At 71.1% G+C, this 24,000-nt stretch carries 28 protein-coding genes and 1 pseudogene; 14 read left to right on the plus strand and 15 right to left on the minus strand.

Annotated elements, in window-relative coordinates; genetic code table 11:
* Window positions 1-498 precede the first annotated feature (498 nt).
* Together CCN35_RS08370 and CCN35_RS08375 are read right to left on the minus strand one after the other, a co-directional pair.
* Window positions 499-915, minus strand: coding sequence for an ATP-binding protein (locus tag CCN35_RS08370; protein ID WP_009190566.1), 417 nt, complete (start codon window positions 913-915; stop codon window positions 499-501).
* A 370-nt stretch (window positions 916-1,285) separates the two neighbouring features.
* Window positions 1,286-1,546 carry a UBP-type zinc finger domain-containing protein gene (locus tag CCN35_RS08375; protein WP_067391511.1) on the minus strand — a complete coding sequence of 87 codons (261 nt, stop codon included), beginning with the start codon at window positions 1,544-1,546 and terminating at the stop codon, window positions 1,286-1,288.
* An 80-nt stretch (window positions 1,547-1,626) separates the two neighbouring features.
* On the opposite strand from CCN35_RS08375, the gene CCN35_RS08380 reads away from it, so the two are divergent.
* Window positions 1,627-3,225 (plus strand): Na+/H+ antiporter, encoded by a 1,599-nt coding sequence (locus tag CCN35_RS08380; RefSeq protein ID WP_067391508.1) that lies wholly within the window; start codon window positions 1,627-1,629, stop codon window positions 3,223-3,225.
* Window positions 3,226-3,257: 32 nt separating this feature from the next.
* Here CCN35_RS08380 and CCN35_RS08385 read toward each other — a convergent pair whose 3' ends face one another.
* Complete coding sequence (locus tag CCN35_RS08385) at window positions 3,258-4,175, minus strand: 1-aminocyclopropane-1-carboxylate deaminase/D-cysteine desulfhydrase (protein WP_245863067.1); 918 nt, start codon at window positions 4,173-4,175, stop codon at window positions 3,258-3,260.
* Between the two features lie 199 nt (window positions 4,176-4,374).
* Here CCN35_RS08385 and CCN35_RS08390 point away from each other — a divergent pair, with 199 nt between their 5' ends.
* The 4 genes from CCN35_RS08390 to CCN35_RS08405 all read left to right on the plus strand — a co-directional run bounded on the left by CCN35_RS08390 (window position 4,375) and on the right by CCN35_RS08405 (window position 8,688).
* Window positions 4,375-5,781, plus strand: coding sequence for a family 2B encapsulin nanocompartment shell protein (locus CCN35_RS08390; RefSeq protein WP_086792054.1), 1,407 nt, complete (start codon window positions 4,375-4,377; stop codon window positions 5,779-5,781).
* A gap of 139 nt (window positions 5,782-5,920) precedes the next feature.
* Window positions 5,921-7,123 (plus strand): family 2 encapsulin nanocompartment cargo protein polyprenyl transferase, encoded by a 1,203-nt coding sequence (locus tag CCN35_RS08395; protein ID WP_086792079.1) that lies wholly within the window; start codon window positions 5,921-5,923, stop codon window positions 7,121-7,123.
* Between the two features lie 182 nt (window positions 7,124-7,305).
* Window positions 7,306-7,926 (plus strand): GNAT family N-acetyltransferase, encoded by a 621-nt coding sequence (locus tag CCN35_RS08400; RefSeq protein WP_067391496.1) that lies wholly within the window; start codon window positions 7,306-7,308, stop codon window positions 7,924-7,926.
* Between the two features lie 177 nt (window positions 7,927-8,103).
* Complete coding sequence (locus CCN35_RS08405; protein ID WP_086792056.1) at window positions 8,104-8,688, plus strand: dihydrofolate reductase family protein; 585 nt, start codon at window positions 8,104-8,106, stop codon at window positions 8,686-8,688.
* 60 nt (window positions 8,689-8,748) lie between these two features.
* Here the strand turns inward: CCN35_RS08405 and CCN35_RS08410 are convergent, their stop codons facing one another.
* Window positions 8,749-9,171 carry a VOC family protein gene (locus tag CCN35_RS08410; RefSeq protein ID WP_086792058.1) on the minus strand — a complete coding sequence of 141 codons (423 nt, stop codon included), beginning with the start codon at window positions 9,169-9,171 and terminating at the stop codon, window positions 8,749-8,751.
* A 9-nt stretch (window positions 9,172-9,180) separates the two neighbouring features.
* Window positions 9,181-9,591, minus strand: coding sequence for a helix-turn-helix transcriptional regulator (locus tag CCN35_RS08415; protein ID WP_086792060.1), 411 nt, complete (start codon window positions 9,589-9,591; stop codon window positions 9,181-9,183).
* Between the two features lie 309 nt (window positions 9,592-9,900).
* Between CCN35_RS08415 and CCN35_RS29270 the strand changes: the two genes are divergently transcribed.
* The 3 genes and pseudogenes from CCN35_RS29270 to CCN35_RS29275 form a co-directional block, all read left to right on the plus strand.
* Window positions 9,901-10,434 carry a DUF5994 family protein gene (locus CCN35_RS29270; RefSeq protein WP_079129613.1) on the plus strand — a complete coding sequence of 178 codons (534 nt, stop codon included), beginning with the start codon at window positions 9,901-9,903 and terminating at the stop codon, window positions 10,432-10,434.
* A gap of 7 nt (window positions 10,435-10,441) precedes the next feature.
* Window positions 10,442-11,038 (plus strand): hypothetical protein, encoded by a 597-nt coding sequence (locus CCN35_RS30045; protein ID WP_067391484.1) that lies wholly within the window; start codon window positions 10,442-10,444, stop codon window positions 11,036-11,038.
* Between the two features lie 147 nt (window positions 11,039-11,185).
* Window positions 11,186-11,323 (plus strand): annotated as a pseudogene (locus tag CCN35_RS29275) (hypothetical protein); the annotation flags it as partial.
* Between the two features lie 236 nt (window positions 11,324-11,559).
* On the opposite strand, the gene CCN35_RS08430 reads toward CCN35_RS29275, so the two are convergent.
* The 6 genes from CCN35_RS08430 to sodN all read right to left on the minus strand — a co-directional run bounded on the left by CCN35_RS08430 (window position 11,560) and on the right by sodN (window position 15,394).
* Window positions 11,560-12,168 (minus strand): alkaline shock response membrane anchor protein AmaP, encoded by a 609-nt coding sequence (locus CCN35_RS08430; RefSeq protein ID WP_086792062.1) that lies wholly within the window; start codon window positions 12,166-12,168, stop codon window positions 11,560-11,562.
* Window positions 12,169-12,206: 38 nt separating this feature from the next.
* A complete protein-coding gene (locus tag CCN35_RS08435) occupies window positions 12,207-12,704 on the minus strand; it encodes a DUF6286 domain-containing protein (protein WP_067391478.1) in 498 nt (165 codons plus the stop codon).
* Window positions 12,705-12,957: 253 nt separating this feature from the next.
* Window positions 12,958-13,371: an Asp23/Gls24 family envelope stress response protein gene (locus tag CCN35_RS08440; protein ID WP_067391475.1), complete on the minus strand. Its 414-nt coding sequence runs from the start codon at window positions 13,369-13,371 to the stop codon at window positions 12,958-12,960.
* The gene (locus CCN35_RS28645) at window positions 13,368-13,535 is read right to left on the minus strand and encodes a hypothetical protein (protein ID WP_169721342.1); all 168 of its coding nucleotides are present in this window, start codon (window positions 13,533-13,535) and stop codon (window positions 13,368-13,370) included. Before CCN35_RS28645 ends, CCN35_RS08440 begins: the two co-directional genes overlap by 4 nt.
* Window positions 13,536-13,616: 81 nt before the next feature.
* Window positions 13,617-14,099 carry an Asp23/Gls24 family envelope stress response protein gene (locus CCN35_RS08445; RefSeq protein ID WP_067391740.1) on the minus strand — a complete coding sequence of 161 codons (483 nt, stop codon included), beginning with the start codon at window positions 14,097-14,099 and terminating at the stop codon, window positions 13,617-13,619.
* Between the two features lie 899 nt (window positions 14,100-14,998).
* Entirely contained in the window at window positions 14,999-15,394 is a 396-nt protein-coding gene (sodN, locus tag CCN35_RS08450) for a superoxide dismutase, Ni (protein WP_067391470.1), read from the minus strand.
* Window positions 15,395-15,539: 145 nt separating this feature from the next.
* Here sodN and sodX point away from each other — a divergent pair, with 145 nt between their 5' ends.
* Entirely contained in the window at window positions 15,540-15,974 is a 435-nt protein-coding gene (gene sodX / locus CCN35_RS08455) for a nickel-type superoxide dismutase maturation protease (protein WP_086792064.1), read from the plus strand.
* Here sodX and CCN35_RS08460 read toward each other — a convergent pair.
* On the minus strand, window positions 15,878-16,507 hold the full coding sequence (locus tag CCN35_RS08460) for a CGNR zinc finger domain-containing protein (RefSeq protein WP_086792066.1): 630 nt from the start codon (window positions 16,505-16,507) through the stop codon (window positions 15,878-15,880). The two genes, sodX and CCN35_RS08460, sit on opposite strands and share 97 nt — an antisense overlap.
* Window positions 16,508-16,607: 100 nt before the next feature.
* Here CCN35_RS08460 and CCN35_RS08465 point away from each other — a divergent pair, with 100 nt between their 5' ends.
* Window positions 16,608-17,387 (plus strand): class I SAM-dependent methyltransferase, encoded by a 780-nt coding sequence (locus tag CCN35_RS08465; protein ID WP_086792068.1) that lies wholly within the window; start codon window positions 16,608-16,610, stop codon window positions 17,385-17,387.
* Between the two features lie 72 nt (window positions 17,388-17,459).
* Here CCN35_RS08465 and CCN35_RS08470 read toward each other — a convergent pair whose 3' ends face one another.
* From CCN35_RS08470 to CCN35_RS08480, 3 genes are read right to left on the minus strand one after another with little or no spacing between them, the layout of a single operon-like run.
* Window positions 17,460-18,212: an amino acid ABC transporter ATP-binding protein gene (locus CCN35_RS08470; protein WP_086792083.1), complete on the minus strand. Its 753-nt coding sequence runs from the start codon at window positions 18,210-18,212 to the stop codon at window positions 17,460-17,462.
* Between the two features lie 50 nt (window positions 18,213-18,262).
* Complete coding sequence (locus tag CCN35_RS08475) at window positions 18,263-19,198, minus strand: amino acid ABC transporter permease (protein WP_067391457.1); 936 nt, start codon at window positions 19,196-19,198, stop codon at window positions 18,263-18,265.
* Between the two features lie 34 nt (window positions 19,199-19,232).
* On the minus strand, window positions 19,233-20,192 hold the full coding sequence (locus tag CCN35_RS08480; protein ID WP_067391454.1) for an ABC transporter substrate-binding protein: 960 nt from the start codon (window positions 20,190-20,192) through the stop codon (window positions 19,233-19,235).
* Window positions 20,193-20,739: 547 nt separating this feature from the next.
* On the opposite strand from CCN35_RS08480, the gene CCN35_RS08485 reads away from it, so the two are divergent.
* From CCN35_RS08485 to CCN35_RS08500, 4 genes are all read left to right on the plus strand, one after another.
* Window positions 20,740-21,960, plus strand: coding sequence for an NAD(P)-dependent malic enzyme (locus tag CCN35_RS08485; RefSeq protein WP_067391451.1), 1,221 nt, complete (start codon window positions 20,740-20,742; stop codon window positions 21,958-21,960).
* A gap of 168 nt (window positions 21,961-22,128) precedes the next feature.
* Window positions 22,129-23,094 (plus strand): zinc-binding dehydrogenase, encoded by a 966-nt coding sequence (locus tag CCN35_RS08490; protein ID WP_067391448.1) that lies wholly within the window; start codon window positions 22,129-22,131, stop codon window positions 23,092-23,094.
* Window positions 23,095-23,215: 121 nt separating this feature from the next.
* A complete protein-coding gene (locus CCN35_RS08495; protein ID WP_067391445.1) occupies window positions 23,216-23,425 on the plus strand; it encodes an HTH domain-containing protein in 210 nt (69 codons plus the stop codon).
* Window positions 23,425-23,994: a Clp protease N-terminal domain-containing protein gene (locus CCN35_RS08500; RefSeq protein WP_086792070.1), complete on the plus strand. Its 570-nt coding sequence runs from the start codon at window positions 23,425-23,427 to the stop codon at window positions 23,992-23,994. The genes CCN35_RS08495 and CCN35_RS08500 overlap by 1 nt, the downstream gene beginning before the upstream one ends.
* The last annotated feature ends 6 nt before the right edge of the window (window positions 23,995-24,000 follow it).

Raw genomic sequence — 24,000 nt, forward strand, 5'->3', positions numbered from 1 at the left:
GCCTGACGAACATCTCGCGCGCGCCGCTGCGGTCCTGAGGACCGTGCCGCGTGCCGTGCACGCTCGGCACACCCTGCCCGTCGTCCTCGGGGTTTCGCTCGTGCTCGCTCATCGTCCCGCCCGTTGCCCTTCCCCGAGCCCCCGCCTCCTTCCCCGCGTTCCCGCCTGTGCGCGAACGGGGGGAATCCCCGTGAGGGGGAGGACCTTCATGGCCGGCCCCGGCTGTGTCCCGCGCCGGTGCGGACGTGCCCCGCACGGCGCCGCCGCGTGCCCGCCTGCCGCCCGTACGGCCGGCCGCCGGCGGCTCGTCCTCCGGGTGCGGCCTGGCCTGCTCCGGGATGCCGTCGATGCCGCCCGCCGTGCGCCGGGGCACGGACGGGCCGCCCGGGGCGGTGCCACCCGGGCTCCTGGCCCCGTCCGTGCGGGCGGACGTCCCGCCCTCGGTCGGCAGCTCCCGTGTGCCGTGCTCTTCGTCCCGCACCGGCCCGTCCCCGTTCCTCACGCCGGCCCGGGTCCCGCGCCGCGCTGTTTGTAAAGGCTGATCGACACGGTCTTGTCCTCGTCCACGGCGGAGGAGACCTTGCCCGCGAGCGCGGACAGGACGGTCCAGGCGAACGTGTCCCGCGAGGGCGCGTGACCGTCCGTGGTCGGGGCCGAGACGGTCACCTCGAGCGAGTCGTCGACCAGCCGGAAGACACAACTGAGCACCGAGCCGGGCACGGCCTGCTGGAGCAGGATCGCGCAGGCCTCGTCCACCGCGATGCGCAGGTCCTCGATCTCGTCGAGGGTGAAGTCCAAGCGGGCCGCGAGACCGGCCGTGGCCGTCCGCAGCACCGACAGGTAGGCACCCGCAGCCGGCAGCCGGACCTCCACGAAGTCCTGGTTCGCCGCGGGCTCGCCTGCGATCTGGGACACCCTCACCTCCAAGGTGGTACAAGCTTTCTCAGGGCCGAGGGTCGCCCCCCGGGGTAACGCGCTACATGGTTCAGCGGTGACGCTACCGCGCTCGCGGCATTCCTGTCCCGGGACCCCAACCCCCGCTGTCACTCGTAGTAAAGCCCTGAATACGCTGCGTGGCTAGGGGTCTGCGGGCCCAAAGGGGAACAGCGCGGGCCGGAATGTCGTACCCAGACACCGGACGGTCGAATCGTCGAAACGCCGCGGCCCTGCCCGCGGGGCGCGGCCGCACCGGCACGGCCGCACAAGCCGGTCGTGCGAGTACGGCCGCACGGGGCGTACGGGTCGTATGGGTCCGGTACGGGTCGTGCCGGTCGTGCGGACGCCGTCATACGAGCATGTGGTCCACGAAGCACCAGCGCCAGTTCTCGCCGGGCTCGAGGGTGCGCATCACCGGGTGCCCCGTCTCCTTGTGATGCCGGGTCGCATGCCGTCCCACGGAGGAGTCGCAGCACGCGACGTGTCCGCAGGTCAGACACAGCCGCAGTTGCACCGGATCCGTGCCGTCCGCCAGGCATTCCGGACAGGTCTCGCTCGCGGGCGCGGGCTCCGGGTGCGGCAGCGTGCCGACGTGCGTGCACTGTTTCATGGTTGCCAGGCTACGACGGGTATGCGGGGAACTGTGCGGAAAAATCCGGGGGGAGCGAGAACGACGGAAGGGCGAGGGCGATGGACGTGATGCCGCTGCTGTCGCTGGTCGCGGGCAGCGCCGCGGTGGCCGGGGCCGCCCGGCGCACCCCCGTACCGGCGCCTTTGCTGCTGGTCGCGGCAGGACTGGCGGTCTCCGCCCTCCCCGGGGTCCCCGCCTACACCCTCGACCCCGGCGTGGTCCTGCCGCTGCTGCTGCCCCCGCTGCTGTACACCTCGACCCGGGACAGCTCCTACCTCGGCCTGCGCGCGCATCTGCGGGCCGTGGCACTGCTCTCGGTCGGATACGTGCTGTTCGCGACCTTCGTGGTCGGCTGGGCCGCGTATCTGCTCGTGCCGGGGCTGCCGTTGACGGCCGCGATGGTGCTGGGCGCGGTGGTGGCACCGCCGGACGCGGTCGCGGCGACGGCGGTGGCCCGCCGGCTCGGGCTGCCCTCGCGGGTCACCACGATCCTGCAGGGGGAGTCCCTGTTCAACGACGCCACCGCGATCACCGCCTACAAGGTGGCGGTGGCCGCCGCGGTCGGCGAGGGCGCGACCTGGGCCGGGGGCGTCATGGAGTTCCTGGTCGCGGCCGTCGGCGGTGTCGGCATCGGACTGGTGCTGATGGCGCCGCTGCACTGGCTGCGCACCCACCTGCGGGAACCGCTGCTGCAGAACACGCTCTCCCTGCTGATCCCGTTCGCCGCCTACGGCGTCGCCGAACAGGTGGACGCCTCCGGTGTCCTCGCCGTCGTCACGGTCGCCCTCTACCTCGGCCACCGCGCCTGGGAGGTCGACTTCGCCACCCGGCTCCAGGAGGAGGCGGTGTGGAAGATGGTCGCGTTCGTCCTGGAGTCCTCGGTGTTCGCCCTCATCGGACTGCAACTGCCCGTCGTCCTGGAGGGCCTTCTGCGGACGCACGCGGGCGCCGAGGCCGCCTGGTACGCGATCGCCGTCTTCCTGGTGGTCGTCGCCACCCGGTTCATGTGGGTGTACCCGGCGACGTTCCTGCCCCGCATGCTGTTCCGGCGCGTCCGCGAGCGGGAGGAGAACCCCACCTGGAAGGGTGCGATGGTCACCTCCTGGGCCGGGATGCGCGGCGTGGTGTCCCTGGCCATCGCCTTCTCGATCCCGGCCGTGCTGCACGACGGCGCCCCGTTCCCCAAGCGCGATCTGCTGCTCTTCCTGGCCTTCACCACGGTCATCGGAACGCTGGTGGTGCAGGGCCTGACGCTGCCGCCGCTGATCCGTCTGCTGAGGTTTCCCGGCCGCAGCCCGCAGGAGGAGACCCTGGCCGAGGCGAACGCCCAGGCCCAGGCCTCCCTGGCCGCCGAGCGACGTCTGGAGGATCTTCTGAGGGACGAGCGCAACGCCCTGCCCCAGCCGCTCGTCGACCGGCTCCGCGCGGCCCTGGAACGCCGCCGCAACTCCGTGTGGGAACGCCTCGGCCAGACCGATCCGGCCACCGGTGAGTCGGCGGACGACACCTACCGCCGGCTGTTCCGGGAGGTGATCGGCGCCGAGCGCGAGGTCTTCGTGCGTCTGCGGGACAAGCGGTACATCGACGACGAGATGCTGCGCACCCTGCTGCGCAGGCTGGACCTGGAGGAGGCGGTCGCCCACCGGGAGCCCCTGTGAGCGGGGGGCGGGAACGCGGCCGGGGGCGCGGGTCAGGACCGTTCCGGGAAGGGGCTGCCCGTGACGACCGCGGCGATCGTCGTCCCGCGCGCGAAGGCGCCCTCCTCGGCCAGGGCGACCAGGGCGTACAGCATTTTGGCGACATAGAGACGCTCGACGGGGACACCGTGCCGGGCGGTGAAGTCCTCGGCGAATGCGTCGAGTTCGGGTGTGACGCGGGCGTAGCCGCCGAAGTGGAAGCGCTCGTCGAGCCACCAGGTGCCGCGGCGGGAGCCGAAGGCCCGCTCCTGCAGGGCCTGGACGTCCGCCGCCAGGAAGCCCCCCTTGAGGACCGGCACGCCCAGGGCGCGCCGGCCGGGCGGAAGGCCCGCGGCCAGACCGGCCAGGGTGCCGCCGGTGCCGCAGGCCAGGGCGACCACGTCGGCGCGGTCGCCGAGCTCCTCGCCCAGGGCCCGGCAGCCGCGCACCGCGGGGACGTTGCTGCCGCCCTCGGGGACGACGTACGGATCCTCGACCCCGAGGTCGCGCAGGACGGCGGCGAGCGTCTCCGGCTCGGCCTTGCGGCGGTACGTCGACCGGTCGACGAAGTGCAGCCGCATCCCGTCGGCCGCGCACCGGGCCAGGGAGGGGTTGAGGGGGCGGTCGGCGAGCTCGTGCCCGCGGACCACGCCGACCGTGCGCAGACCGAGCAGACGGCCCGCGGCGGCGGTCGCGCGCAGATGGTTGGACCAGGCGCCGCCGAAGGTCACGACCGTCCGTCCGGCCGCGGCCCTCAGGTTCGGCGCGAGTTTGCGCCACTTGTTGCCGGTCAGCTCCGGATGGATCAGGTCGTCGCGCTTGAGGAGCAGCCGCAGACCGCGCCGGGCGAAGCGGTCGTCGTCGAGCTCCTGCAGGGGCGAGGGAAGCCGCGGGGAGAGCACGGCGGGATCGGGGGCGGCGGAGCTGGTCACGGGCCCATTCTCCAGGGCGGCGGATCCGCCCGCTGCCAGGAGGAGGCGCCGGGAGGAAGTTCCCATCCCTGCCCGGGGCGCCGGTGATCCATTCCCGCTCTTTCGGGTAATGGCACAGTCACGTTTCGTGGTGGAGGGTGGTGCTCGCACATCGATGCCGGCGCCGGACGTGCCAGGCAGGAACGGGAGGCAATTCTTCATGTCGGTAGGCGAAGAGATCCGCACGGAGCAGGACAGGCCTCAGCAGAGTCTCGGCACCGCGGCCGCGCGGAACCTGGCCACCACCACCAAGTCCGTTCCCCAGATGCAGGAGATCAGCTCACGCTGGCTGCTGCGCATGCTGCCCTGGGTCGACGTACAGGGCGGCACCTACCGGGTGAACCGGCGGCTCACCTACGCCGTCGGCGACGGCCGCATCACCTTTGTGAAGACCGGGGACCGCGTCGAGGTCATCCCCGCCGAACTCGGCGAGCTGCCGGCCCTGCGGGGGTACGAGGACGAGGACGTGCTCTCGGAGCTCGCCCAGCGCTGCCGGCAGCGGGAGGTCGGGGCCGGCCAGGTGATCGCCTCGTTCGGCAACCAGGCCGACGAGGTGTACCTGCTGGCGCACGGCAGGGTCCAGAAGGTCGGCACCGGTCCCTACGGCGACGACCAGGTCCTCGGCGTCCTCGCCGACGGCGCGTACTTCGGCGACCAGGTGCTCCTCGACCCGGACGCCATCTGGGAGTACACCATCCGTGCGGACACCCCGTGCACCGTCCTCGTCCTGTCCCGCCACGACTTCGAACAGGTCGCCGACCGTGCCGAGTCGTTGCGCACCCACCTCCGGACGCGGCGCTCGATTCCCGAACAGCGCTCCAACGCCTACGGGGAGAAGGCGGTCGACCTCGCCGCGGGACACAGCGGGGAGCCGGACATCCCGCACACCTTCGTCGACTACGAGCCCCGCCCCCGCGAGTACGAGCTGAGCGTCGTCCAGACCGTCCTGCGCATCCACACACGCGTGGCCGACCTCTACAACCACCCGATGAACCAGACGGAGCAGCAGCTGCGTCTGACCATCGAGGCGTTGAAGGAGCGCCAGGAGTACGAGCTGATCAACAACCGTGACTTCGGCCTGCTCCACAACTGCGAGTACGACCAGCGGATCCAGCCGCACGACGGCGTGCCGAGCCCCGACGACATGGACGAGCTGCTCAGCCGGCGCCGCGGCACCAAGCTCTTTCTCGCCCATCCGCGCGCGATCGCCGCCTTCGGCCGCGAGCTGAACAAGCGGGGACTGGTCCCGGAGACCATCGACGTGGGCGGCAACCGCATTCCCACCTGGCGCGGGGTGCCGATCTTCCCGTGCAACAAGATCCCGGTCACCGAGGCCAGGACCAGCTCCATCATCGCGATGCGCACCGGCGAGGACGACCAGGGGGTCGTCGGGCTGCGCGCCAGGGGCATCCCCGACGAGGTCGAGCCGAGCCTGTCCGTGCGGTTCATGGGCATCAACGAGCAGGCGATCATCAAGTACCTGGTGACGAGCTACTTCTCGGCAGCGGTGCTGGTGCCGGACGCCCTGGGCGTCCTGGAGAACGTCGAGGTCGGCCGTTGGCGCTGACGAAGCGCGCCGTCCTTCCGGTGTCCCGGCCCGCCGGGCCGGGTACACCTGGGAGTGCGCGCCACGCCGCGGCTGCGGAGGTCCCACCGTCCGCGGTCTCTTCCGAGAGGGATCGGATGTGGATCGGATGGCTGAGTTCATGACGGAGACGGCACACCGGGCGGCACAGGGGACGGCACGGCGTCCGGCGGCCGCGTCCCGGCCCACCACGGCGAAGCGGCCGGGGGATCCGGGGGACGCCACCGATCTGCCGCTCCCGCTCCGTGCCGCCGGCGGTTCCGCGGACGGCGCGGCGGAGGCGGCCGACGGACATGACGCGGCACTGATCCTCGAGCGCTCCCGGCAGTCGGTCGACCCCGAGTTACGGGCGGCGGTCGCCACCCTGCCCGCCCCGATGCGCCGGATCGCGCGCTACCACTTCGGCTGGGAGCACGCGGACGGCACACCGGCCGAGGGCAACGGGGGCAAGGCGATCCGGCCGGCGCTCGTCCTCGCGGCGGCCGCCGCGCTCGGCGGACCGGCGGCGAGGGAGGGGACGGCGCGGGCCGCCGCCGCGGTGGAACTGGTCCACAACTTCACGCTGCTGCACGACGACGTGATGGACCGGGACACCACCCGCCGGCACCGGCCCACCGCGTGGACGGTGTTCGGCGACACCGACGCGATCCTGGCCGGGGACGCCCTGCAGGCGCTGGCCCTGCGGCTGCTGGCCGAGGACCGGCATCCGGCGTCCCAGGCGGCCGCCGCCCGGCTCGCGGCCTGCGTGGTCGAACTGTGCGCGGGCCAGCACGCGGACACGGCCCTGGAACAGCGGGCCCCCGGTGAGGTCACGCTCGCCGAGGTCCTGGCCATGGCCGAGGCCAAGACGGGCGCACTGCTCGGCTGTTCCTGCGCCGTCGGCGCGCTGTACGGGGGAGCGGGGGAGGAGCAGGCCGAGGCGCTGGACGCGTTCGGACGGCAGGCGGGGCTCGCCTTCCAGCTGATCGACGACGTGATCGGCATATGGGGCGACCCGGTCCGCACGGGAAAGCCGGCCGGTGCCGACCTCGCGGCGCGCAAGAAGTCCCTGCCGGTGGTCGCCGCGCTGACCTCCGGCACCCCGGCCGCCGCCGAACTCGCCGAGCTGTACGCCCGGCCCCACCGGGAGGGGCGGGAAGGAGAGGAGGAACTGGAGCGCATCGCGCTGGCGGTGGAGCGGGCCGGCGGCCGGGACTGGGCCCAGGCCCAGGCGGCCGACCGGATGGCCCGGGCCGTGGACGACCTGGCCCGTGCCGTTCCCGACCCCGCGCACGCGGGCGGTCTGCTGGCCCTGGCCGAGTTCGTGACCAGGCGCACCAGCTGACCCCCGCCCCACCGGAAGACCCCGGAGTCACCGGGGCCGTACGGCTCCTGACCCCGTACGGCCCGGGGACCTCCGGTCCGGCGGGTCCCGCACTACCCCACGATGTGCGGGGCCCGCTCTTTTCCCCTAGGCTCAACTCCCGTATGTGCAGGGAAAGTTGAGATGGGCTGAGGGGGCGGAGGATGGGCGTGGGCGTCCGGTCGGCGGGACGGAACGACCGCGAACGGGTCGTGCGGCTGCTGGACGAAGCCTTCCAGGACGACCCCGTGAGCAGCTGGGTCTTCCCCGACAAGGAGTATCGCCGCACGACCCACCACCGGCTGATGGCCGCCTTCACCGACATCGTGCTCGCAGAGGGACGGATCGACATGACGGAGAACGGCACGGCGTGCGCGCTGTGGCTGTCGGTCCCGGCAGCCGCCCCCGGTACCCCGGGCGATGCCGACGACACCGACGATGCCGACGACGCCGTACTCCTGCGCGAGACAGTTGACCCGGCCAATGCGCGCGTGGAGCAGATCTCCCGGCTGATGGCCGAGTCCCACCCGTCGGACCGTGCTCACGCATACCTGTGGATGATCGGCGTCACCCCCGCCCGTCAGGGCGAGGGCCTGGGCAGCACCCTCATGCGGCACGCCCTCGACCAGTGCGACCACAAGGGCCTGCCCGCCTATCTGGAGGCCGGCAACCGGCGCAGCATCACGCTCTACGAACGCCTGGGCTTCACCTTCACCGGCCGCACCCTCGACCTCCCGGACGGTCCCCGGATGTGGCCGATGTGGCGAGAGCCCCGCGCGTTCTAGGGGGTGTCGTGCGGATCGGGCCGGCGGTCCGGTGGCGCTCCGGGGCCGCCTCGTCGCCGGCCGCCCGCACCGCCTCCCCTGCCCGTCCGGGCGCACGAAACCCTTTGCCCTCCCTCCTCGGGGTGGGCGAAGCACGACGATCGACGTGGCCGCAGTGCCCTACCGGAAGGGACCGCCGTGCGAAAGCTCACCTACTTCATCGCCTGCTCCATCGACGGTTTCATCGGGGATCCGAGCGGCGACGCGTCGATGTTCCTGCCCTTCGTCGACGAGGAGTACATCGCCTATGTGAAGGCGCAGCACCCGGAGACCCTCCCTACCCACGGCCGCCGTGCGCTCGGCATCGACGATCTGGAGAACAAGAGGTTCGACACGGTCGTCCAGGGCCGGGCCAGCTACGAGGTGGCCCTCAAGGAGGGCATCACCAGCCCCTACAGCCATCTGCGCCAATACGTCGCCTCGCGCACCCTGGGCGAGTCCCCCGACCCGGACGTGGAGATCATCTCCACGGACCTGCCGGGCAGGGTCCGGGAACTGAAGGCGGAGGACGGCGAGTTCGGCATCTACCTGTGCGGCGGCTCGAAGCTCGCGGGTGAACTGGCCGACGAGATCGACGAACTCGTCGTCAAGACCTACCCGGTCGTTCTGGGGTCGGGCATGCCGATGTTCGGCTCCGGCCTGCGTGTCACGGAGTTCGCTCTCGACGAGGTGCGGACCTTCGGCAACGGCGCACTGGTCCGCACCTACCGCAGAAAGCGCTGAGCTCTCCGGCCGGCCTTCACCGGCGACGGGCCGGATCGTCCGCAGGGGTGCGCCCGTGGATCACCGCCGGTTCCGGGGCCGCTCCACGAACCGCAGCAGGTTCCCGGCCGGGTCCCGGAACGCGCAGTCGCGGGCGCCGTACGGCTGGTCCATCGGCTCCTGGACGACATCGGCGCCGTGCTCCTGGACACGGGCGAAGAGAGCGTCGCAGTCGGTGGTGCTGAAGATGACCCCGCGGAGCATGCCCTTGGCCAGGAGCCGGGCCATGGCCTCCCTGTCGGCGGGGGAGGCGTCGGGGTTGGCCGCGGGCGGTTCCAGGACGATCTCCACGTCCGGCTGGAGCGGCGACCCCACGGTCACCCACCGCATCCCCTCGAACTCGACGTCGTTGCGGACTTCCAGCCCCAGGACGTCGCGGTAGAAGGTGAGCGCCTTGTCGTGGTCGTCGACAGCGATGAAGCACTGGTGGAGTGTGAGGTCCATCCCTTCACGCTACGGCGCCGGCGGCGGTCCTGTGCGCCTCGGGCGGGTGAAAGTCCGGGCCACGCACGCCGGAATCACCGCGCCCTCCTCGTGCGACCGGGCCCGGTAGGCGCTCGGCGTCTCCCCGACGAGCTTGGTGAACCGCGAGCTGAACGACCCCAGCGAGGTGCACCCCACCGCCAGGCACACCTCCGTCACGCTCATGTCCCCGCGCCGGAGCAGCGCCTTCGCCCGCTCGATGCGCCGGGTCATGAGATAGCCGTACGGCGTCTCCCCGAACGCGGCACGGAAACTGCGCTGGAAGTGCCCCGGCGACATCAGCGCGGTCTGCGCCAGCGCGGCCACGTCCAGCGGCTTCGCGTACTCACGGTCCATGCGGTCACGGGCACGGCGCAGCCGCACCAGGTCCTCGAGTGTCATCCCGTCAGCATGGCACGGGACAAGGACAACGCGGCCGGAGAGGAAGAGAGTCCCTTCGCGCAGTCCTCACCGATCCGCGGCGGGGAACCGATCACCGATCACAAGGGCCGGCTCTGTCCCCGGCGCGCCCCAAACGTCGGGGACCAGGTCCCGAAGCAGGGACATACCTGGTGGTCTGCGGCTTTCGGGTGACAAGCGGAGTAGTGTGGAAATACCGGAAGTTCTTCGTGCACCGGCTCCGTTGCGGGTGCCGTTTCCGGTGATCGACAATGCCGGGCCGCCCCACGAGCCCGGGGACAGGTCCGCGCCATGACCGTAACCATCGACCGTACGGCATCGAGCAGGCGCGCGCCGCCGGCGGTACGCCTGTGTCTGACGCCCGCGCCGGGTGGGCTGGACGGCATGTGGTGGCCTCGCTCCCGTGCCCTCACCCGTGAGCTGCCGCCCCTGACAGCCGCACTGGGCGACTTCTGGGGCCGCATCACACGTGTCATGGTGAACCCGGACCACTGGCCCGTCATCCCGCGTTGGGTGTCCTCCGCCGGGCGCACCGTACCGGTGGGCTGGTCCACCGAGGAGCAGGATCCGCACAGGCTGACCCTTTTCTTCGCCGGCGGCCGTCGGAACGTGCTGGTGATTCCGCCGGAAACCAGTGCGAGTGCCGCCGCACGGCTGATGGCGGGTGACGGTGCCGAGGCCCCGGGCCGGGAGGAAGCGGCAGACAGGGCCGATGCCCGAAGCAGGGAGGAAGCGTGGGAGACCGACGGCGGGGCAGGTCCGCCGTCGTCCCCGCCGAGGCCCATCGGCTCGACAGGGTGTGTGCCCGCCGGGCAACGGAGGTGAGAGGACCATGACTGTCATCGCCGTGGCCGCGCTGCTTGTCCTGATCGCTGTCGGAGTCGCTCTGATCCACCGGCTCAACGTTCAGCACGACGAACGGATCGCTGCCTTCCACTACAGCGATGCCCTACCGGGGGTCGGCCGTCGGACGCGGAGGCGCCGTCGGGCGGCGGGAGCCGCGACCGTTCCGGCACGCCCCACCGCGACAGCGATCGCGGATGACACCGGATTCGGTCCGACCGGTGACGGCAGAGGACGACGTGTCATGGCGATACTGCGCGAGCGGAAGGCGTACCGAGAGAAGATCATGCGGGCTCTGCACCAAGCCGCCGAGGGCAATCGCCTCCTGGGCGTCGACGGAGCGAAGCTCCGCAACGACCTCGGCATCCCTGAGCGGGATCTGGCCGCCGCCTGTGTGTATCTGGCGGACAAGGGCTGGGTCGTCATCGACCGGGGGAGGGACGACACGTCCGCGACGATCAGGCTGACGCCCCAGGGGATCCGGCGGATGGAGGCAGAAGAGGAAGAGTGTGACGGAGCCGCGTCCACAGATGCAGTGCGACCGCAGGGCGTGCGACCGGTACCGAAGGACAGGCGGACACCATGACCGGCCCCGGCAGCCCGGCACCCCCAGGTTGCTGCCGGCCGCTGTCCACCGGCCGGTGAGACCCGGGACGGCCCTGCTGAGGCCGCGGAGACGACACACGCGCGCGAGGGAATCCCGGATGGTGCCCGGTGGCCACGGTCCCGGGACATCGGCGCCGGGCTTTCCTCGCCGAGCACCGCATCGACCGAGCAACCCGGAGCTGTCGTCCGCGTCGGTCCGGACGGCAGTGCCCGGGACGAACTGCCGGCGCGGCTGGTGATGACCGGCGATCGGGTCGTGCACACCGATTCCTTCCCGGTCGGTGGCGGCAGCGTCCTCATCATCCGGGGCGGACGACGTCACCGGGTCCGACCGGATCCTCGCCGGCATCGACACCGGCAGCAGTACGCCGTATCCGCCGAACTGACACCCCCGTCGCGGACCGGGCCCTCGGAGGCCAGGACGCTGAACAGCCGCATACGGGTGAAGGTGAACCGCGAAAGACCGCGAGAGGGTGGACACGGGGATGACCGGCCTTCTCCTTACTCCGCGCGGTGCGGTTTGTGGCGGGCGACCCGGAGGCGGACCTCGGTGGACATGTCAGGACGGCCGGTGGAGCGGTGGGCGGTTCGGAGCGGGCCTTCGCAGAGGGTGTCGAGAACGGCGCCGGGGGCCGCCCGAGGGGTGAGGGTGAGCCTGACCTGGGTGCGGGGATGGGCAGGCCGGCCAGTGATGCGTACGACCGCACGCGCGACCCCCGGCAGGGCACCGGCTTCGGAGGCGATCGCGTCGCTGAGCGCCCGGTCGCGCAGCTCGACGCCTTCCTGCGGAGGAGTGCTGCCGACGGGCAGCGCTCCAGGACGGCGCCGGCGCAATTGGGCGAGCAGCCACCACAGGGCGAGCAGGGCGACGAGGGCGAGGATGGCTATGACGGCGGGCCACCACCACCAGCCCTGACTGCTCCAGCGGGCCCGGTCGGCGGAGCCGAGCAGAACGTCGTCCGCGGCGGTCAGGGGCCAGTCGGCGGGCGGGGCCAGACCGTGTCGCCGGTAGAGGCCGAGCCCGGCGAAGAGGATCAGCAGACCGCCGCCGAGCAGTACCAGTCCGGCGAGGGCCAGCAGACTGCGGTTGAGGACGGTTCGCGGCGTCATGGTGCGGGCTCCGGGACTGGGCATCTGGGGATTTCCGGTCAGTCGGTGCGTTGCCGCACGCGTACGGCGATACGGGGAGGGCGGGCGAGGGCGAGCCGGTCGCGCTCCTCGACGAGGACGGCGGTGAGGTCGTCCTTCACCTGTTGAGGGTCGCGGAAGCGGACGTCCGCGCGGGCTTTGACACGGTGGCGGCGTACCCGGACACGCGCCTTGCCGACCCCGGGTACCCGCGTGGCGGCGTCGCGCAGCAGATCGGCGGCGCCGTCGCGGTTCAGGGAGGCCCGCACCCCGGGGGCAGGGGAGCGCAGAGGCAGCCAGTGACGCAGGCCAGGGGTGAGGGCCAGGACGATCAGCCAGATGCCGATGGCGGCGGCCACAGCGGCCCCGACGAGCATCCATATGTCGCCCACGGGACGGGTGGCCAGTGCGTCGGCCAGGTGCCGTCGCCATGCTGCCGCAGGGCGTCCCGCCCGTACGGCGACGACATCGACCAGTGCCGCGACCGCGGCCACGAGGATCACCGAGGCGACCAGCATGGCCGGGACTCGGCGCGCGGACCACGGGCGGTGAGACCGGTGCCCGCTGCCGCGCTCGTCGGCCGTCGGGTCCAGTGGGGGTGCGTGGTGTCCGGGCGGACCCGGAGCTGTCGGCCCTTTCGGTTCCTTCGTCAGCGGCACTGCGGCACGGTGCGGGGAGGGTGCGGAGTCATCGGCGGAAGGATCCGGGGCGGGGGTCATTTCAGTCCTCCTTCCTGCGTGGTGGGCCTGGAGGTACGGGCCGGACGGCTGCTCACCGGACCCGCCCCTGGTGTGCGCCGGAGGCGGTCACCAGTCGGCGGACGGTGAGGGCGACCTCTCCCACCTGCAAGCCGGTCAGCTGAGCCACCCGTTCGGCGACGTCTTGCTGGATCCGCTCGCAGACACAGGGGATGTCGGTGGGGTAGGGCAGTTCCACGTTCAAGTGCAGACGCACCGATCCGGCACGGCTGGTGGCGGAGGCGCCAGGTGTCACCGGTCCGCCCCGGTCGGACGGTACGGGGGCACGCCGGGACTGGGCCGTGCGTGCGGCCTGGGCGGCGATACGGGCGACCACCCTGTCCGGGATGACGGTGGCGCCTCGCTCGGCCGGAGGCGGCAGACCGACGGCCCGCGCCGATGGGCGGGACTCTGCGCCGGGAGGCGGGGAACCGGGCCGGGTGCTCATCGCCGCCGCCGTCCGCGGAGGTCGAGGTCGCCCTGCAGGGCGAGGCCGGCGATCAGACCGGCCGTGCCCAGGACCAGGACCAACAGGAATGCCCAGAAGCCGCCGAAGTAGCCGGCGAAGCCCAGGGCCATGCCGGCCCCGAGGCCGGCGGTCGCTGTGTTCATCTTGCACTCACCCCGCTCCTGTGCTGGGTGCCGCCGGCCGGTCACCGCCGGTGTACGGGCGCGGCGGCGTGCCGCGGCGGGTCACCGCACGCGGCCCTCGTCCGGTTCGGACTCCCCCTCCTCGTCGGGGAGGTGGACGTCGTCGACGGCGATGTTCACCTCGACCACCTCCAGGCCGGTCATCCGCTCCACCGCGCCGATCACGTTGGTGCGCACCTCGCCGGCCACGTCGACGATGGAGACGCCGTAGTCGACGACGACGTCCAGGTCCACGGCGGCCTGGCGCTCGCCGACCTCCACCTTCACGCCGCGGGTGATGCCGCTGCCGGTGCCGGGGACCCGTTCCCGCATGGCGCCGAAGGCGCGGGCCATGCCGGCGCCGAGGTTGTGGATGCCGGGGACCTCGCGGGCGGCCATGCCCGCGATCTTGGCCACCACGCCGTCCGCGATGGTGGTCCTGCCCCGGGCCCGGGCCGGGACGGTGGGCCCGGTGCGCGTCTTGGGGGTCACTGGGCCGGTGTCGGGCCGGCTGCCCAGGCCGGCGCTGGTGGTGTTCTCCGTCATGGCGGTCGCCTCGATCGGTCGGTCGGGCACCGGGTGATGCCCGTCGGAGGCCTTGGTCGCCTCCGGGGACTGGCTTCTGGCGCGGGTGGGGTGCGCACGCACGGGTGGGTGCCCATCACCCGCGAGACTGCGAGTACCCCCTTTGCACGGACCATGAACAGAACGCAAGCAGTGAAACAGGGGCGACAGGGGCGAAGGCGGAGGAGCCGGTTTCCCGCCGGCGGCAAGGGAACTGCCGGACGACCGGGACCTGACGCCCTGTCGGACCTCACGGCGTGCGTCCGCATCGGACCGACACCCGACCCTCGTGCGGCATCAGGAGATCGCTGGGCCGGACCTCACGTTCGTTTCTGCGGTTCCGGCTCGGAGGGTCGGTGAGGCAGGGCGATCCCGAGCAAGAGGGCGCGAGGGCTTTCCTTTCGTGTGGGTTGACGGTGCGGAGGGCGACGAGCTGCTGTTCGAGGGAGCGGTCAGGTCGGCATGGGCCGGTCCCTCGTCGTCGAGCAGAGCCTCGGGGCCGACGCGCGCTCCCGGGCGATGCTTCCGGGGTGATCCTGGCGCAGAGCACCGGCAAGAGCACCGACAACCGTGACAGATCCGCTTGGCCGGCACGGAAGTTCGGCCGTGCCTGCTGTCATGCCCGGCCCGGCAGGGTGACGCCTGCCTGCTTCCAACCGTTCAGCGGCATCCGGGATCCGCCGCCGAGGCAGTGGTGGAGGTGCTGCTGGTGGTTTCCGCCGTACGCCGCGGGGCTGCGCCCCTTGGTGGCCGGGGGGAAGAAGAAAGAAGACCGCACCCAGTCCGTCGTGTGGACGCCGTGTTCGGCGGCCTGCGGACCGGGTGCGGACAAGGAGACGCTGCAACCAAGGAAATTGCAGGTCAGAGGGCGTGATTCAAGGTCAGGCCTTCTTGGTCTCCCAGAAGATCTTGTCGATCTGGGCGATGTAGTCCAGCGCCTTCTGGCCCGTGGCCGGGTCGGTGGAGGCCTTGGCGGCGGAAAGGGCCTTCAGGGTGTCGTTGACCAGCTGGTGCAGCTCCGGGTACTTCTCGAAGTGCGGCGGCTTGAAGTAGTCGCTCCAGAGCACGGAGACGTGGTGCTTCGCAAGCTCGGCGCGCTGCTCCTTGATGACAGCGGCACGCGCCTGGAAGTGGGGGTCGTCGTTGCCGGCCATTTTCTCCTGGATGGCCTTCACCGACTCCGCCTCGATGCGGGCCTGGGCCGGGTCGTACACACCGCAGGGAAGGTCGCAGTGCGCGCTGACCTTGACCTTGGGAGCAAACAGGCGGGAAAGCATGAAGCAATCCTCCCTCGTGATCGTCTTCTCAGGTGGGACATTACTCCTTGCGAGGCGTGTATTGGCGACTGCCCCCCGGGGCTTAGGACAAAAGTCCGGGGTGAGACTGGGATGGGTGGAGGAACGGACCGGGGAGGTGCCGGGAATGCCGGAGCCGTGGCAGGGGAGTGAGCGCAGAGGAGCCGTACTGCCCTTCGGCCTGGCCGAGGTGACCGGGCCCTCCATGGTGCCCACGCTGTACCACGGGGACCGGCTCGTGGTGCAGTACGGCGCACGGATCCGGCCGGGTGACGTGGTGATCCTGCGGCATCCGTTCCAGCAGGACCTGCTGGTCGTCAAGCGCGCGGCGCAGCTGCGCGAGGGCGGCTGGTGGGTGCTCGGGGACAACCCTCACGCGGGGGGCGACAGCACCGACTACGGGGTCGTGCCCGAGGACCTGATCCTGGGCAAGGTGTGGTTCCGCTACCGGCCGCGCAAGCCCGCTCAGCGCTCGCCGCTCGCGCTGGTGCTCTGGGCGCTGTCGGCGGCCAGGCCCGTCTTCACCGACCGGTCGGCCGCCAGGCGCTTGCGGGCGCGGTAGGCCGCCACATTGGCGCGGGTCGCGCAGCGGTCGGAGCAGTAGCGGCGCGAGCGGTTGGTCGAGGTGTCCAGGTAGGCGTTGCGGCACGGCGGGGCCTCGCACAGACCGAGGCGGTCGACGCCGTACTCCGTCAGGTGGAACGCCAGGCCCATGGCCGCGATGGCCGCGTAGCCGGCCGTGGCGTTGGACGGGTGGTCCGCCAGGTGCAGGTGCCACAGCGGGCGGCCGTCCTCGTCACGGTGGTCGTGCCCGGAGATCTGCGGACTCACCGGGAATTCCAGCAGCAGCGAGTTCAGCAGGGCCACCGCGAGCGTCTCGTCGCCCGTGTCGGCCGCCTCGAAGACCGCGCGCAGCCGGGCCCGCACCGAGCGGAGACGGGTGACGTCGGCGTCGGTGGCGCGGCGGGCGGCCGAGGCATGGGCGCCGAACAGGTCCCGGACGGCCTCGACCGAGGTCAGGCTGTCCTTGCCCCGGGCCGGGTCCTCGCTGTTGACGAGGCGGACGGCGTAGTCCGAGTAATAGGCCAATTCCACTTGTAGTCCTTACGGAGGCGCTCTATGGTCGGGGGTGATCGGGTAACAACCGGTCCTGCCTTCAGGGTATTACGCGGCATGCGCGAGGGAGGGACGAGCGATGACGGAGACGGACACGGGGGCCGCCACCGCCGCCGGTGACGACTGGCAGGCCTGGCAGGAGAGCTGGGATCGCCAGCAGGAGTGGTACATGCCCGACCGGGAGGACCGCTTCCGCATCATGCTCGACATGGTGGAGGCCTTCGTCGGACCCGATCCGCGTGTCCTCGACCTCGCCTGCGGCACCGGCAGCATCACCGCCCGCCTCCTGGACAGGTTCCCCGAGGCCACCAGCACCGGTGTCGACCTCGACCCCGCCCTGCTCACCATCGCGCGGGGAACCTTCGCCGGCGACGAGCGGGTGACCCTCGTCGAGGCCGACCTCAAGGACCCCGACTGGCCCGCCCGGCTTCCGTACGACACCTACGACGCGGTCCTCACCGCCACGGCCCTCCACTGGCTGCGCAGGGAAACCCTGGAGGTCCTCTACGGCCAGGTCGCACGGCTCGTCCGCTACGGCGGCGTCTTCATGAACGCCGACCACATGGTCGACGACGGCACACCGAGGATCAACGCCGTCGAGGCCGCCTACAGCCGCGCCCGCAGGGACCGGGCCCTGCGCCAGGGTGCCCTCGACTGGGCGGAGTGGTGGAACCTGGCCGCCAAGGATCCGGTCCTCGCCGAGCCGACGGCCCGCCGCTTCGAGATCTACGGCGCTCACGCCGACGGCGAGATGCTCTCCCCCGCCTGGCACGCGCGCACCCTGCGCGAGCGGGGCTTCGCCGAGGTCCGCCCGGTGTGGTGCTCGCCGTCGGACACGCTGCTGCTGGCGCTGAAGTGAGACGGCCGGGGCGGACAGACGGCCGAAGGGGCGGTACGGCAGGACCGTACCGCCCCTTTCACACGCCTGCGGTCACAGCACCTTCGACAGGAACGACTTCGTGCGCTCGTGCTGCGGGTTCGTCAGGACCTCGCGCGGGTTGCCGGACTCGACCACCACGCCGCCGTCCATGAAGACGAGGCTGTCGCCGACCTCGCGGGCGAAGCCCATCTCATGGGTGACGACCACCATCGTCATGCCGGACTCGGCGAGGTCGCGCATGACGTCGAGGACGTCACCGACCAGCTCCGGGTCGAGCGCCGAGGTCGGCTCGTCGAACAGCATCAGCTTCGGGTCCATGGCCAGGGCCCGGGCGATCGCCACGCGCTGCTGCTGGCCGCCGGAGAGCTGCGAGGGGTAGTGCCCCGCGCGGTCGGCCAGGCCGACGCGCTCCAGCAGCTGCATCGCCCGTTCCTTGGCCTCGGCCTTGTTCATGCCCTTGACCTGGACCGGCGCCTCCATGACGTTCTCCACGGCCGTCATGTGAGGGAACAGGTTGAAGCGCTGGAAGACCATGCCGATGTTCCGGCGCTTCATGGCGACCTCACGGTCGCGCAGCTCGTACAGCTTGTCGCCCTGCTGCCGGTAGCCGACCAGCTCGCCGTCGACGTACAGCCGGCCGGCGTTGATCTTCTCCAGGTGGTTGATGCAGCGCAGGAAGGTCGACTTGCCGGAGCCGGAGGGGCCGATGAGGCAGAACACCTCGCCCGGCTTGACCTCCAGGTCGATGCCCTTGAGCACCTCGACCTGGCCGAAGGACTTGTGCACGCCCTCGGCCTTGACCATGGGGACCGAGGTGTCGCGCGCGGCGGTGTCCTGCTGGGGGAGCTTGTCGGTCATGCCGTGACCTTCCTGCTGGAGAAGGACATCAGGTGTCCCTTGACCCTCTGCCACGGCGTCGGCGGCAGGTTGCGGGTGGAGCCGCGGGCGTAGTACCGCTCGATGTAGTACTGCCCGACGCTCAGCACCGAGGTCAGGATCAGGTACCAGGCGGCGGCCAGGAAGTACATCTCCACCGGGGCGCCGGAGATCTGGCCGATGTCCTGGGCGTAGCGGAACAGCTCCGAGAACTGCACCGCGGACACCAGCGAGGTCGTCTTCAGCATGTTGATGACCTCGTTGCCCGTGGGGGGCACGATCACGCGCATCGCCTGCGGGATGATGATCCGGCGCAGCGTCTTGCCGTGGCTCATGCCCAGCGCGTGCGCCGCCTCGGTCTGGCCCTCGTCGACCGAGAGCAGACCGGCCCGGCAGATCTCCGCCATGTACGCCGCTTCGTTCAGACCGAGGCCGAGCAGCGCCGTCAGCAGCGGCGTCATGAAGTTCGACCAGTAGTCCTTGTAGAAGGGCATCAGGTTGATGTACTCGAAGACCAGGCCCAGGTTGAACCAGACGAACAGCTGGACCAGGACCGGGGTCCCCCGGAAGAACCAGATGTAGAACCAGGCGATGGCCGAGGTCACCGGGTTCTTCGACAGGCGCATCACCGCCAGGATGATGCCGCCGACGATGCCGATCAGCATCGACAGGACCGTCAGCAGGAGGGTCTTGCCGACACCGGTCATGATCCGGTCGTCGAAGAAGTAGTCCGGCACCGCCTGCCAGTTGATCTTGCCCTGGCTGAAGGCGTAGAGGATCGCGGCGAGGATCGCCAGGGCGATGAGGGCGGAGACGTACCGCCCGTAGTGCCGGACCGGGATGGCCTTGATGGCCTGGGGCCCGGCCGGGGGAGCGCCCTGGGGATCCGCCGTCTTGTCGATGTCAACAGTCACGGGTGTTGCCTCTCAGCGGCCGCTTCCGGCGCGGTCACTTCCCGCCGTTGATGACGGCTTCCTTCACGGCACCGTCCTGGGCGCCCCACTTCTCCAGGATCTTCTGGTACTCGCCGTTCTGGATGATCGCGTTCATGGCGGCCTGCAGCGCGTCGCGCAGCTGGGTGTTCTTCTTGCTCACCGCGATGCCGTACGGGGCCGAGTCGACCTGCTCGCCGACGATCTCGAAGTCCTTGCCGCCGCCGGAGGTCTTGACCGCGTACGCGGCGACCGGGAAGTCCGAGGAGGCCGCGTCGACACCGCCCGAGCGCAGACGGGTCTGGGCCTGCTGGTCGTCGTCGAAGCGCTGGAGAGCGATCGTCTTGCCCTTGGGACACTTCTTCGCCTCGGCCTTCGCGAGGTCCTCCGAGACGGTCCCGCGCTGCACGGCGAGCTTCTTGCCGCACAGGTCGGACCAGCCGGTGATGCCCTTGGTGTCACCCTTGCGGGTGTAGATCGAGACGCCGGCGACCATGTAGTCGACGAAGTCGACGCCCTCGCCGACCTTCTTGCCCGTCTCGGGGTCGCGGCCCTCCTGACGGCTCTTGTTGTCCGTCATCGCCGACATCGCGATGTCGTAGCGGTTGGAGCGCAGACCGGTGAGCAGGGCGTCGAAGGTGCCGTTCTCGAACTGGAAGGTCACACCGAGCTGCTTGCCCATCGCGGCCGCGAGGTCCGGGTCTATCCCGACGACCTTGCCCGACTCGTCCTTGAACTCGACCGGCGGGTAGGCGATGTCCGAGCCGACCCGGATGACGCCCTTGGCACGGATGTCGGCGGGAAGCTTGTCGGCCAGCGGGGCGGAGGCGGCGGAGCTGCTGCCGGAGGAGTCGTTGCTCTCCTTCGTCTGGTCACCGCAGCCGGTGAGCAGCAGGGCGCCTGCGACCGCGATCGCAGACACCGCGGCAAACCGGGGGCGCGCGGCGGTCGTACGACGGGTGGAGCTTGCGGTCATGGTGGTTCCTCCGGCTGATGGATGGGGCTGCCGATGAGTGGACGAGGGGCCACACCTTTGGGTGTCGCGGCCTCGTGTGATTGACGGCATCTTGCCATTCGGATTGCGCCATCCAGGGGTCTCGTCATGTCAAAATCGGGTAACGGGCAACCCCCGAACACACGGAGTAAGGTCGTCATAGCCGAATCATCTGCGGCGACAGCTTCTGCCGACCGGAAGACCTTCGGTCCATCCCGGGGTGTGGCCTGCCGAAACAGAGCAATGAGGCGTATTTGAGTCCAACGCCGGGATTTGGCGGGCAATCGGCCCTTTTCAAGGCAGATGTCAGGTCGGCGTCATGTGACCTTTGCGTTATGGACTCGTCGCCGACACCGTCCGTCCGGTAAGAAGGTTCCTTACACCCCTCATCCGGGGCTCAGGGTGCGTGTGCGGCGCATCCGTCGCGCACTGGCCTGAACGCATCACTCATCGGCCGTGCGCGGTCCCGCCCACCCCTCACCAGGGAGTGGCAACCCTCAAACCATGAATACTTAAGGGGTAAAAACAAGTGGCAGCGGAGATCGTCAATCCTCGCAGCGACAGCACGGGGCAGGAGAGCGGAGCAGAGCCGCTCGATTCCTTCGACCCGGCCTTCGCGCTGCACCGCGGCGGCAAGATGGCCGTCCAGGCCACCGTGCCCGTCCGCGACAAGGACGACCTGTCCCTGGCATACACGCCCGGCGTCGCGCGTGTGTGCTCCGCGATCGCAGAACAGCCGGAGCTGGTCCACGACTACACCTGGAAGTCGTCCGTCGTCGCCGTGGTGACCGACGGTACGGCCGTGCTGGGTCTGGGCGACATCGGCCCCGAGGCCTCCCTCCCGGTGATGGAGGGCAAGGCGATCCTGTTCAAGCAGTTCGGCGGTGTGGACGCCGTCCCGATCGCGCTCGACACCACCGACGTCGACGAGATCGTCGAGACCGTGGTGCGTCTCGCGCCGTCCTTCGGCGGGGTGAACCTGGAGGACATCTCGGCGCCCCGGTGCTTCGAGATCGAACGCAGACTGCAGGAGCGCCTGGACATCCCGGTCTTCCACGACGACCAGCACGGCACGGCGGTCGTGACGCTGGCGGCGCTGCGCAACGCGGCGCGGCTGAGCGGGCGGGGGATCGAGGAGCTGCGGGCCGTCATCTCCGGCGCGGGCGCGGCCGGTGTCGCCATCGCCAGGATGCTGGTCGAGGCCGGTATCGGCGATGTCGCCCTCGCGGACCGCAAGGGTGTCGTGTCGGCCGACCGGGACGATCTCACGCCGGTCAAGCGGGAGCTGGCCGGGTTCACCAACAAGGCGGGCATCAGCGGGTCCCTGGAGGAGGCGCTGAACGGCGCCGACGTCTTCATCGGCGTCTCCGGCGGCACGGTGTCCGAGGAGGCCGTGGCGTCGATGGCCAAGGGCGCCTTCGTGTTCGCCATGGCCAACCCGACCCCCGAGGTGCACCCCGAGATCGCGCACAAGTACGCGGCGGTCGTGGCGACCGGGCGGTCGGACTTCCCCAACCAGATCAACAACGTCCTGGCGTTCCCGGGCATCTTCGCGGGTGCGCTGCAGGTGCGGGCGTCCCGCATCACCGAGGGCATGAAGATCGCGGCGGCCGAGGCGCTGGCCGGGGTCGTCGGGGACGACCTCGCCGCGGACTATGTGATCCCCTCGCCGTTCGACGAGCGGGTCGCGCCGGCCGTGACCGCGGCGGTGGCCGCGGCGGCCCGCGCGGAGGGTGTCGCCCGCCGCTGACGTGACCCGACGAGCCCCGCCCGGACGGACACCGACGGGCGGGGCCGTTGTGTGCGGCACGGCTTTCCCCTCCCGCTCTCCGGCACGGCTCCTTCTTCCGGGCAAGAGGGCGTGTGTCACAGAGGCGCGTGGTTCCGCGGGCGCCCGCGCGCCCCTATCGTCAAGGTCATGTTCGCTGTCTACGCCGCCCGAATCGACCGCGACCAGCCGTTGAACGGCCTGGAGACGGGGGAGCGCCCGGCCCCCGAGGCCCGCCCCGGCTGGAGCATCGTCAACGTCAGGGCTGCCTCCCTGAACCATCACGACCTCTGGTCGCTGAGGGGGGTGGGCCTGTCCGAGGACAAGCTGCCCATGATCCTCGGCTGCGACGCCGCCGGCGTCGACGAGGACGGCAACGAGGTCGTCCTGCACTCCGTGATCGGGCAGAGCGGGCACGGGGTCGGGCCGAAGGAGCCCCGGTCCATCCTCACCGAGCGCTACCAGGGCACCTTCGCCGAGCAGGTCGCCGTGCCGACCTGGAACGTCCTGCCCAAGCCCAAGGAGCTCTCCTTCGAGGAGGCGGCCTGCCTGCCCACGGCCTGGCTGACGGCGTACCGGATGCTCTTCACCAATGCGGGGGTGCGTCCCGGGGACTCCGTCCTGGTGCAGGGAGCCGGCGGGGGTGTCGCCACGGCCGCGATCCTGCTCGGCAAGGCGGCCGGGCTGCGGATGTTCGTCACCAGCCGGGACGAGGCCAAGCGCAAGCGGGCGCTGGAGCTCGGCGCGGTGGAGGCGCTGGAGCCGGGGGCCCGGCTGCCGCAGCGGGTGGACGCCGTGCTCGAGACCGTCGGCGCGGCCACCTGGTCGCACTCGGTGAAGTCGCTGCGGCCCGGCGGCACGCTCGTCATCTCGGGGGCGACGAGCGGCGACCGGCCCCCGCACGCCGAACTGACCCGCATCTTCTTCCTGGAGCTGAAGGTCGTCGGCTCGACCATGGGCACCAAGGACGAGCTGGAGGACCTGCTCGCCTTCTGCGCGGCCACGGGGGTGCGGCCCGTGATCGACGAGGTGCTGCCGATGGAGCGTGCCCGGGAGGGCTTCGAGCGGATGGCGTCGGGAGAGCTGTTCGGGAAGATCGTGCTCACCAACGACTGAGAGAACAACCGGGAGAACGGCAAAGAGAAGACGTACCTCCAGCGGCCGGTCCGGATGCGGGCCGGCCGCCGGCGTGTCAACCGGGGCTGACATGAGGGTGGCGTCAACTTGGGTTGACAGGGTGAGTGAGGCAACCGATCTGGCCGAACGGGCCGGTGACCGTGATCCGGGGGGCGGACTGCGGGCCGTCGCCGCCCTGCGGAAGCTGCTGGAGCAGCTGGAGGCCGTCCAGGTGCGCAGTGCGCGCAATCAGGGCTGGTCCTGGCAGGAGATCGCCCATGAGCTCGGGGTGAGCCGGCAGGCCGTGCACAAGAAGTACGGGAGGCGTTGATGTTCGAGCGTTTCACCCAGGACGCCCGGGCGGTGGTCAAGGGGGCGGTCGAGCAGGCGGCGGCGATGGGGGCGACTTCGGTGGCTCCCGGGCATCTGCTGCTCGGGCTGCTGGAGAGGGAGGGGAGCCGGGCGTCCTTCGCGCTGGCCGTCCTCGGCGGAGGGGAGTGGAAGGACGCCGTGCGGGCGGAGCCGGCGGAGGTGCGCAGACGGGGCGGGCTGACGCAGGCCGGGACGGAAGCCCCGGCCGGTCCGGGGATCGACGTGGCGGAGATCGTGGCCCGGGTGGAGGACACGCACGGGGTCGGTGCGCCGTCCGGGAGCGGACGGGGCCGGAGGACGGGGCCGGAGGACGGGGCGCATCCCGTTCGAGAAGGGGGAGAAGGAGGTGCTGCAGGGGCCCTGCGCATCGCCCTCGCCCGTCGGGAACGGCGCATCGGGGACGAGCACATCCTGCTCGCCCTCGTCAGCCGGCCCGGTGTCCCCGCCGAGGTGTTCGCCGGTCACGGCGTGACCCATGAGTCCGTGAGCCGGGTGCTTCACGGGGGCGGCGAGACCAAGGCGGGGTGACGCACG

This window comes from Streptomyces thermovulgaris (assembly GCF_002155915.1).
In the GTDB taxonomy this organism is placed as follows: domain Bacteria; phylum Actinomycetota; class Actinomycetes; order Streptomycetales; family Streptomycetaceae; genus Streptomyces; species Streptomyces thermovulgaris.

Coding starts and splice junctions, on each gene's coding strand:
- CCN35_RS08375 (WP_067391511.1), bottom strand. CDS start 1,546: ATGAAACAGTGCACGCACGTCGGCACGCTGCCGCACCCGGAGCCCGCG.
- CCN35_RS08380 (WP_067391508.1), top strand. CDS start 1,627: ATGGACGTGATGCCGCTGCTGTCGCTGGTCGCGGGCAGCGCCGCGGTG.
- CCN35_RS08390 (WP_086792054.1), top strand. CDS start 4,375: ATGTCGGTAGGCGAAGAGATCCGCACGGAGCAGGACAGGCCTCAGCAG.
- CCN35_RS08395 (WP_086792079.1), top strand. CDS start 5,921: ATGACGGAGACGGCACACCGGGCGGCACAGGGGACGGCACGGCGTCCG.
- CCN35_RS08400 (WP_067391496.1), top strand. CDS start 7,306: ATGGGCGTGGGCGTCCGGTCGGCGGGACGGAACGACCGCGAACGGGTC.
- CCN35_RS08410 (WP_086792058.1), bottom strand. CDS start 9,171: ATGGACCTCACACTCCACCAGTGCTTCATCGCTGTCGACGACCACGAC.
- CCN35_RS08415 (WP_086792060.1), bottom strand. CDS start 9,591: ATGACACTCGAGGACCTGGTGCGGCTGCGCCGTGCCCGTGACCGCATG.
- CCN35_RS29270 (WP_079129613.1), top strand. CDS start 9,901: ATGACCGTAACCATCGACCGTACGGCATCGAGCAGGCGCGCGCCGCCG.
- CCN35_RS30045 (WP_067391484.1), top strand. CDS start 10,442: ATGACTGTCATCGCCGTGGCCGCGCTGCTTGTCCTGATCGCTGTCGGA.
- CCN35_RS08430 (WP_086792062.1), bottom strand. CDS start 12,168: ATGACGCCGCGAACCGTCCTCAACCGCAGTCTGCTGGCCCTCGCCGGA.
- CCN35_RS08435 (WP_067391478.1), bottom strand. CDS start 12,704: ATGCTGGTCGCCTCGGTGATCCTCGTGGCCGCGGTCGCGGCACTGGTC.
- CCN35_RS08440 (WP_067391475.1), bottom strand. CDS start 13,371: ATGAGCACCCGGCCCGGTTCCCCGCCTCCCGGCGCAGAGTCCCGCCCA.
- CCN35_RS28645 (WP_169721342.1), bottom strand. CDS start 13,535: ATGAACACAGCGACCGCCGGCCTCGGGGCCGGCATGGCCCTGGGCTTC.
- CCN35_RS08445 (WP_067391740.1), bottom strand. CDS start 14,099: ATGACGGAGAACACCACCAGCGCCGGCCTGGGCAGCCGGCCCGACACC.
- sodN (WP_067391470.1), bottom strand. CDS start 15,394: ATGCTTTCCCGCCTGTTTGCTCCCAAGGTCAAGGTCAGCGCGCACTGC.
- sodX (WP_086792064.1), top strand. CDS start 15,540: ATGCCGGAGCCGTGGCAGGGGAGTGAGCGCAGAGGAGCCGTACTGCCC.
- CCN35_RS08465 (WP_086792068.1), top strand. CDS start 16,608: ATGACGGAGACGGACACGGGGGCCGCCACCGCCGCCGGTGACGACTGG.
- CCN35_RS08470 (WP_086792083.1), bottom strand. CDS start 18,212: ATGGTCAAGGCCGAGGGCGTGCACAAGTCCTTCGGCCAGGTCGAGGTG.
- CCN35_RS08480 (WP_067391454.1), bottom strand. CDS start 20,192: ATGACCGCAAGCTCCACCCGTCGTACGACCGCCGCGCGCCCCCGGTTT.
- CCN35_RS08490 (WP_067391448.1), top strand. CDS start 22,129: ATGTTCGCTGTCTACGCCGCCCGAATCGACCGCGACCAGCCGTTGAAC.
- CCN35_RS08500 (WP_086792070.1), top strand. CDS start 23,425: ATGTTCGAGCGTTTCACCCAGGACGCCCGGGCGGTGGTCAAGGGGGCG.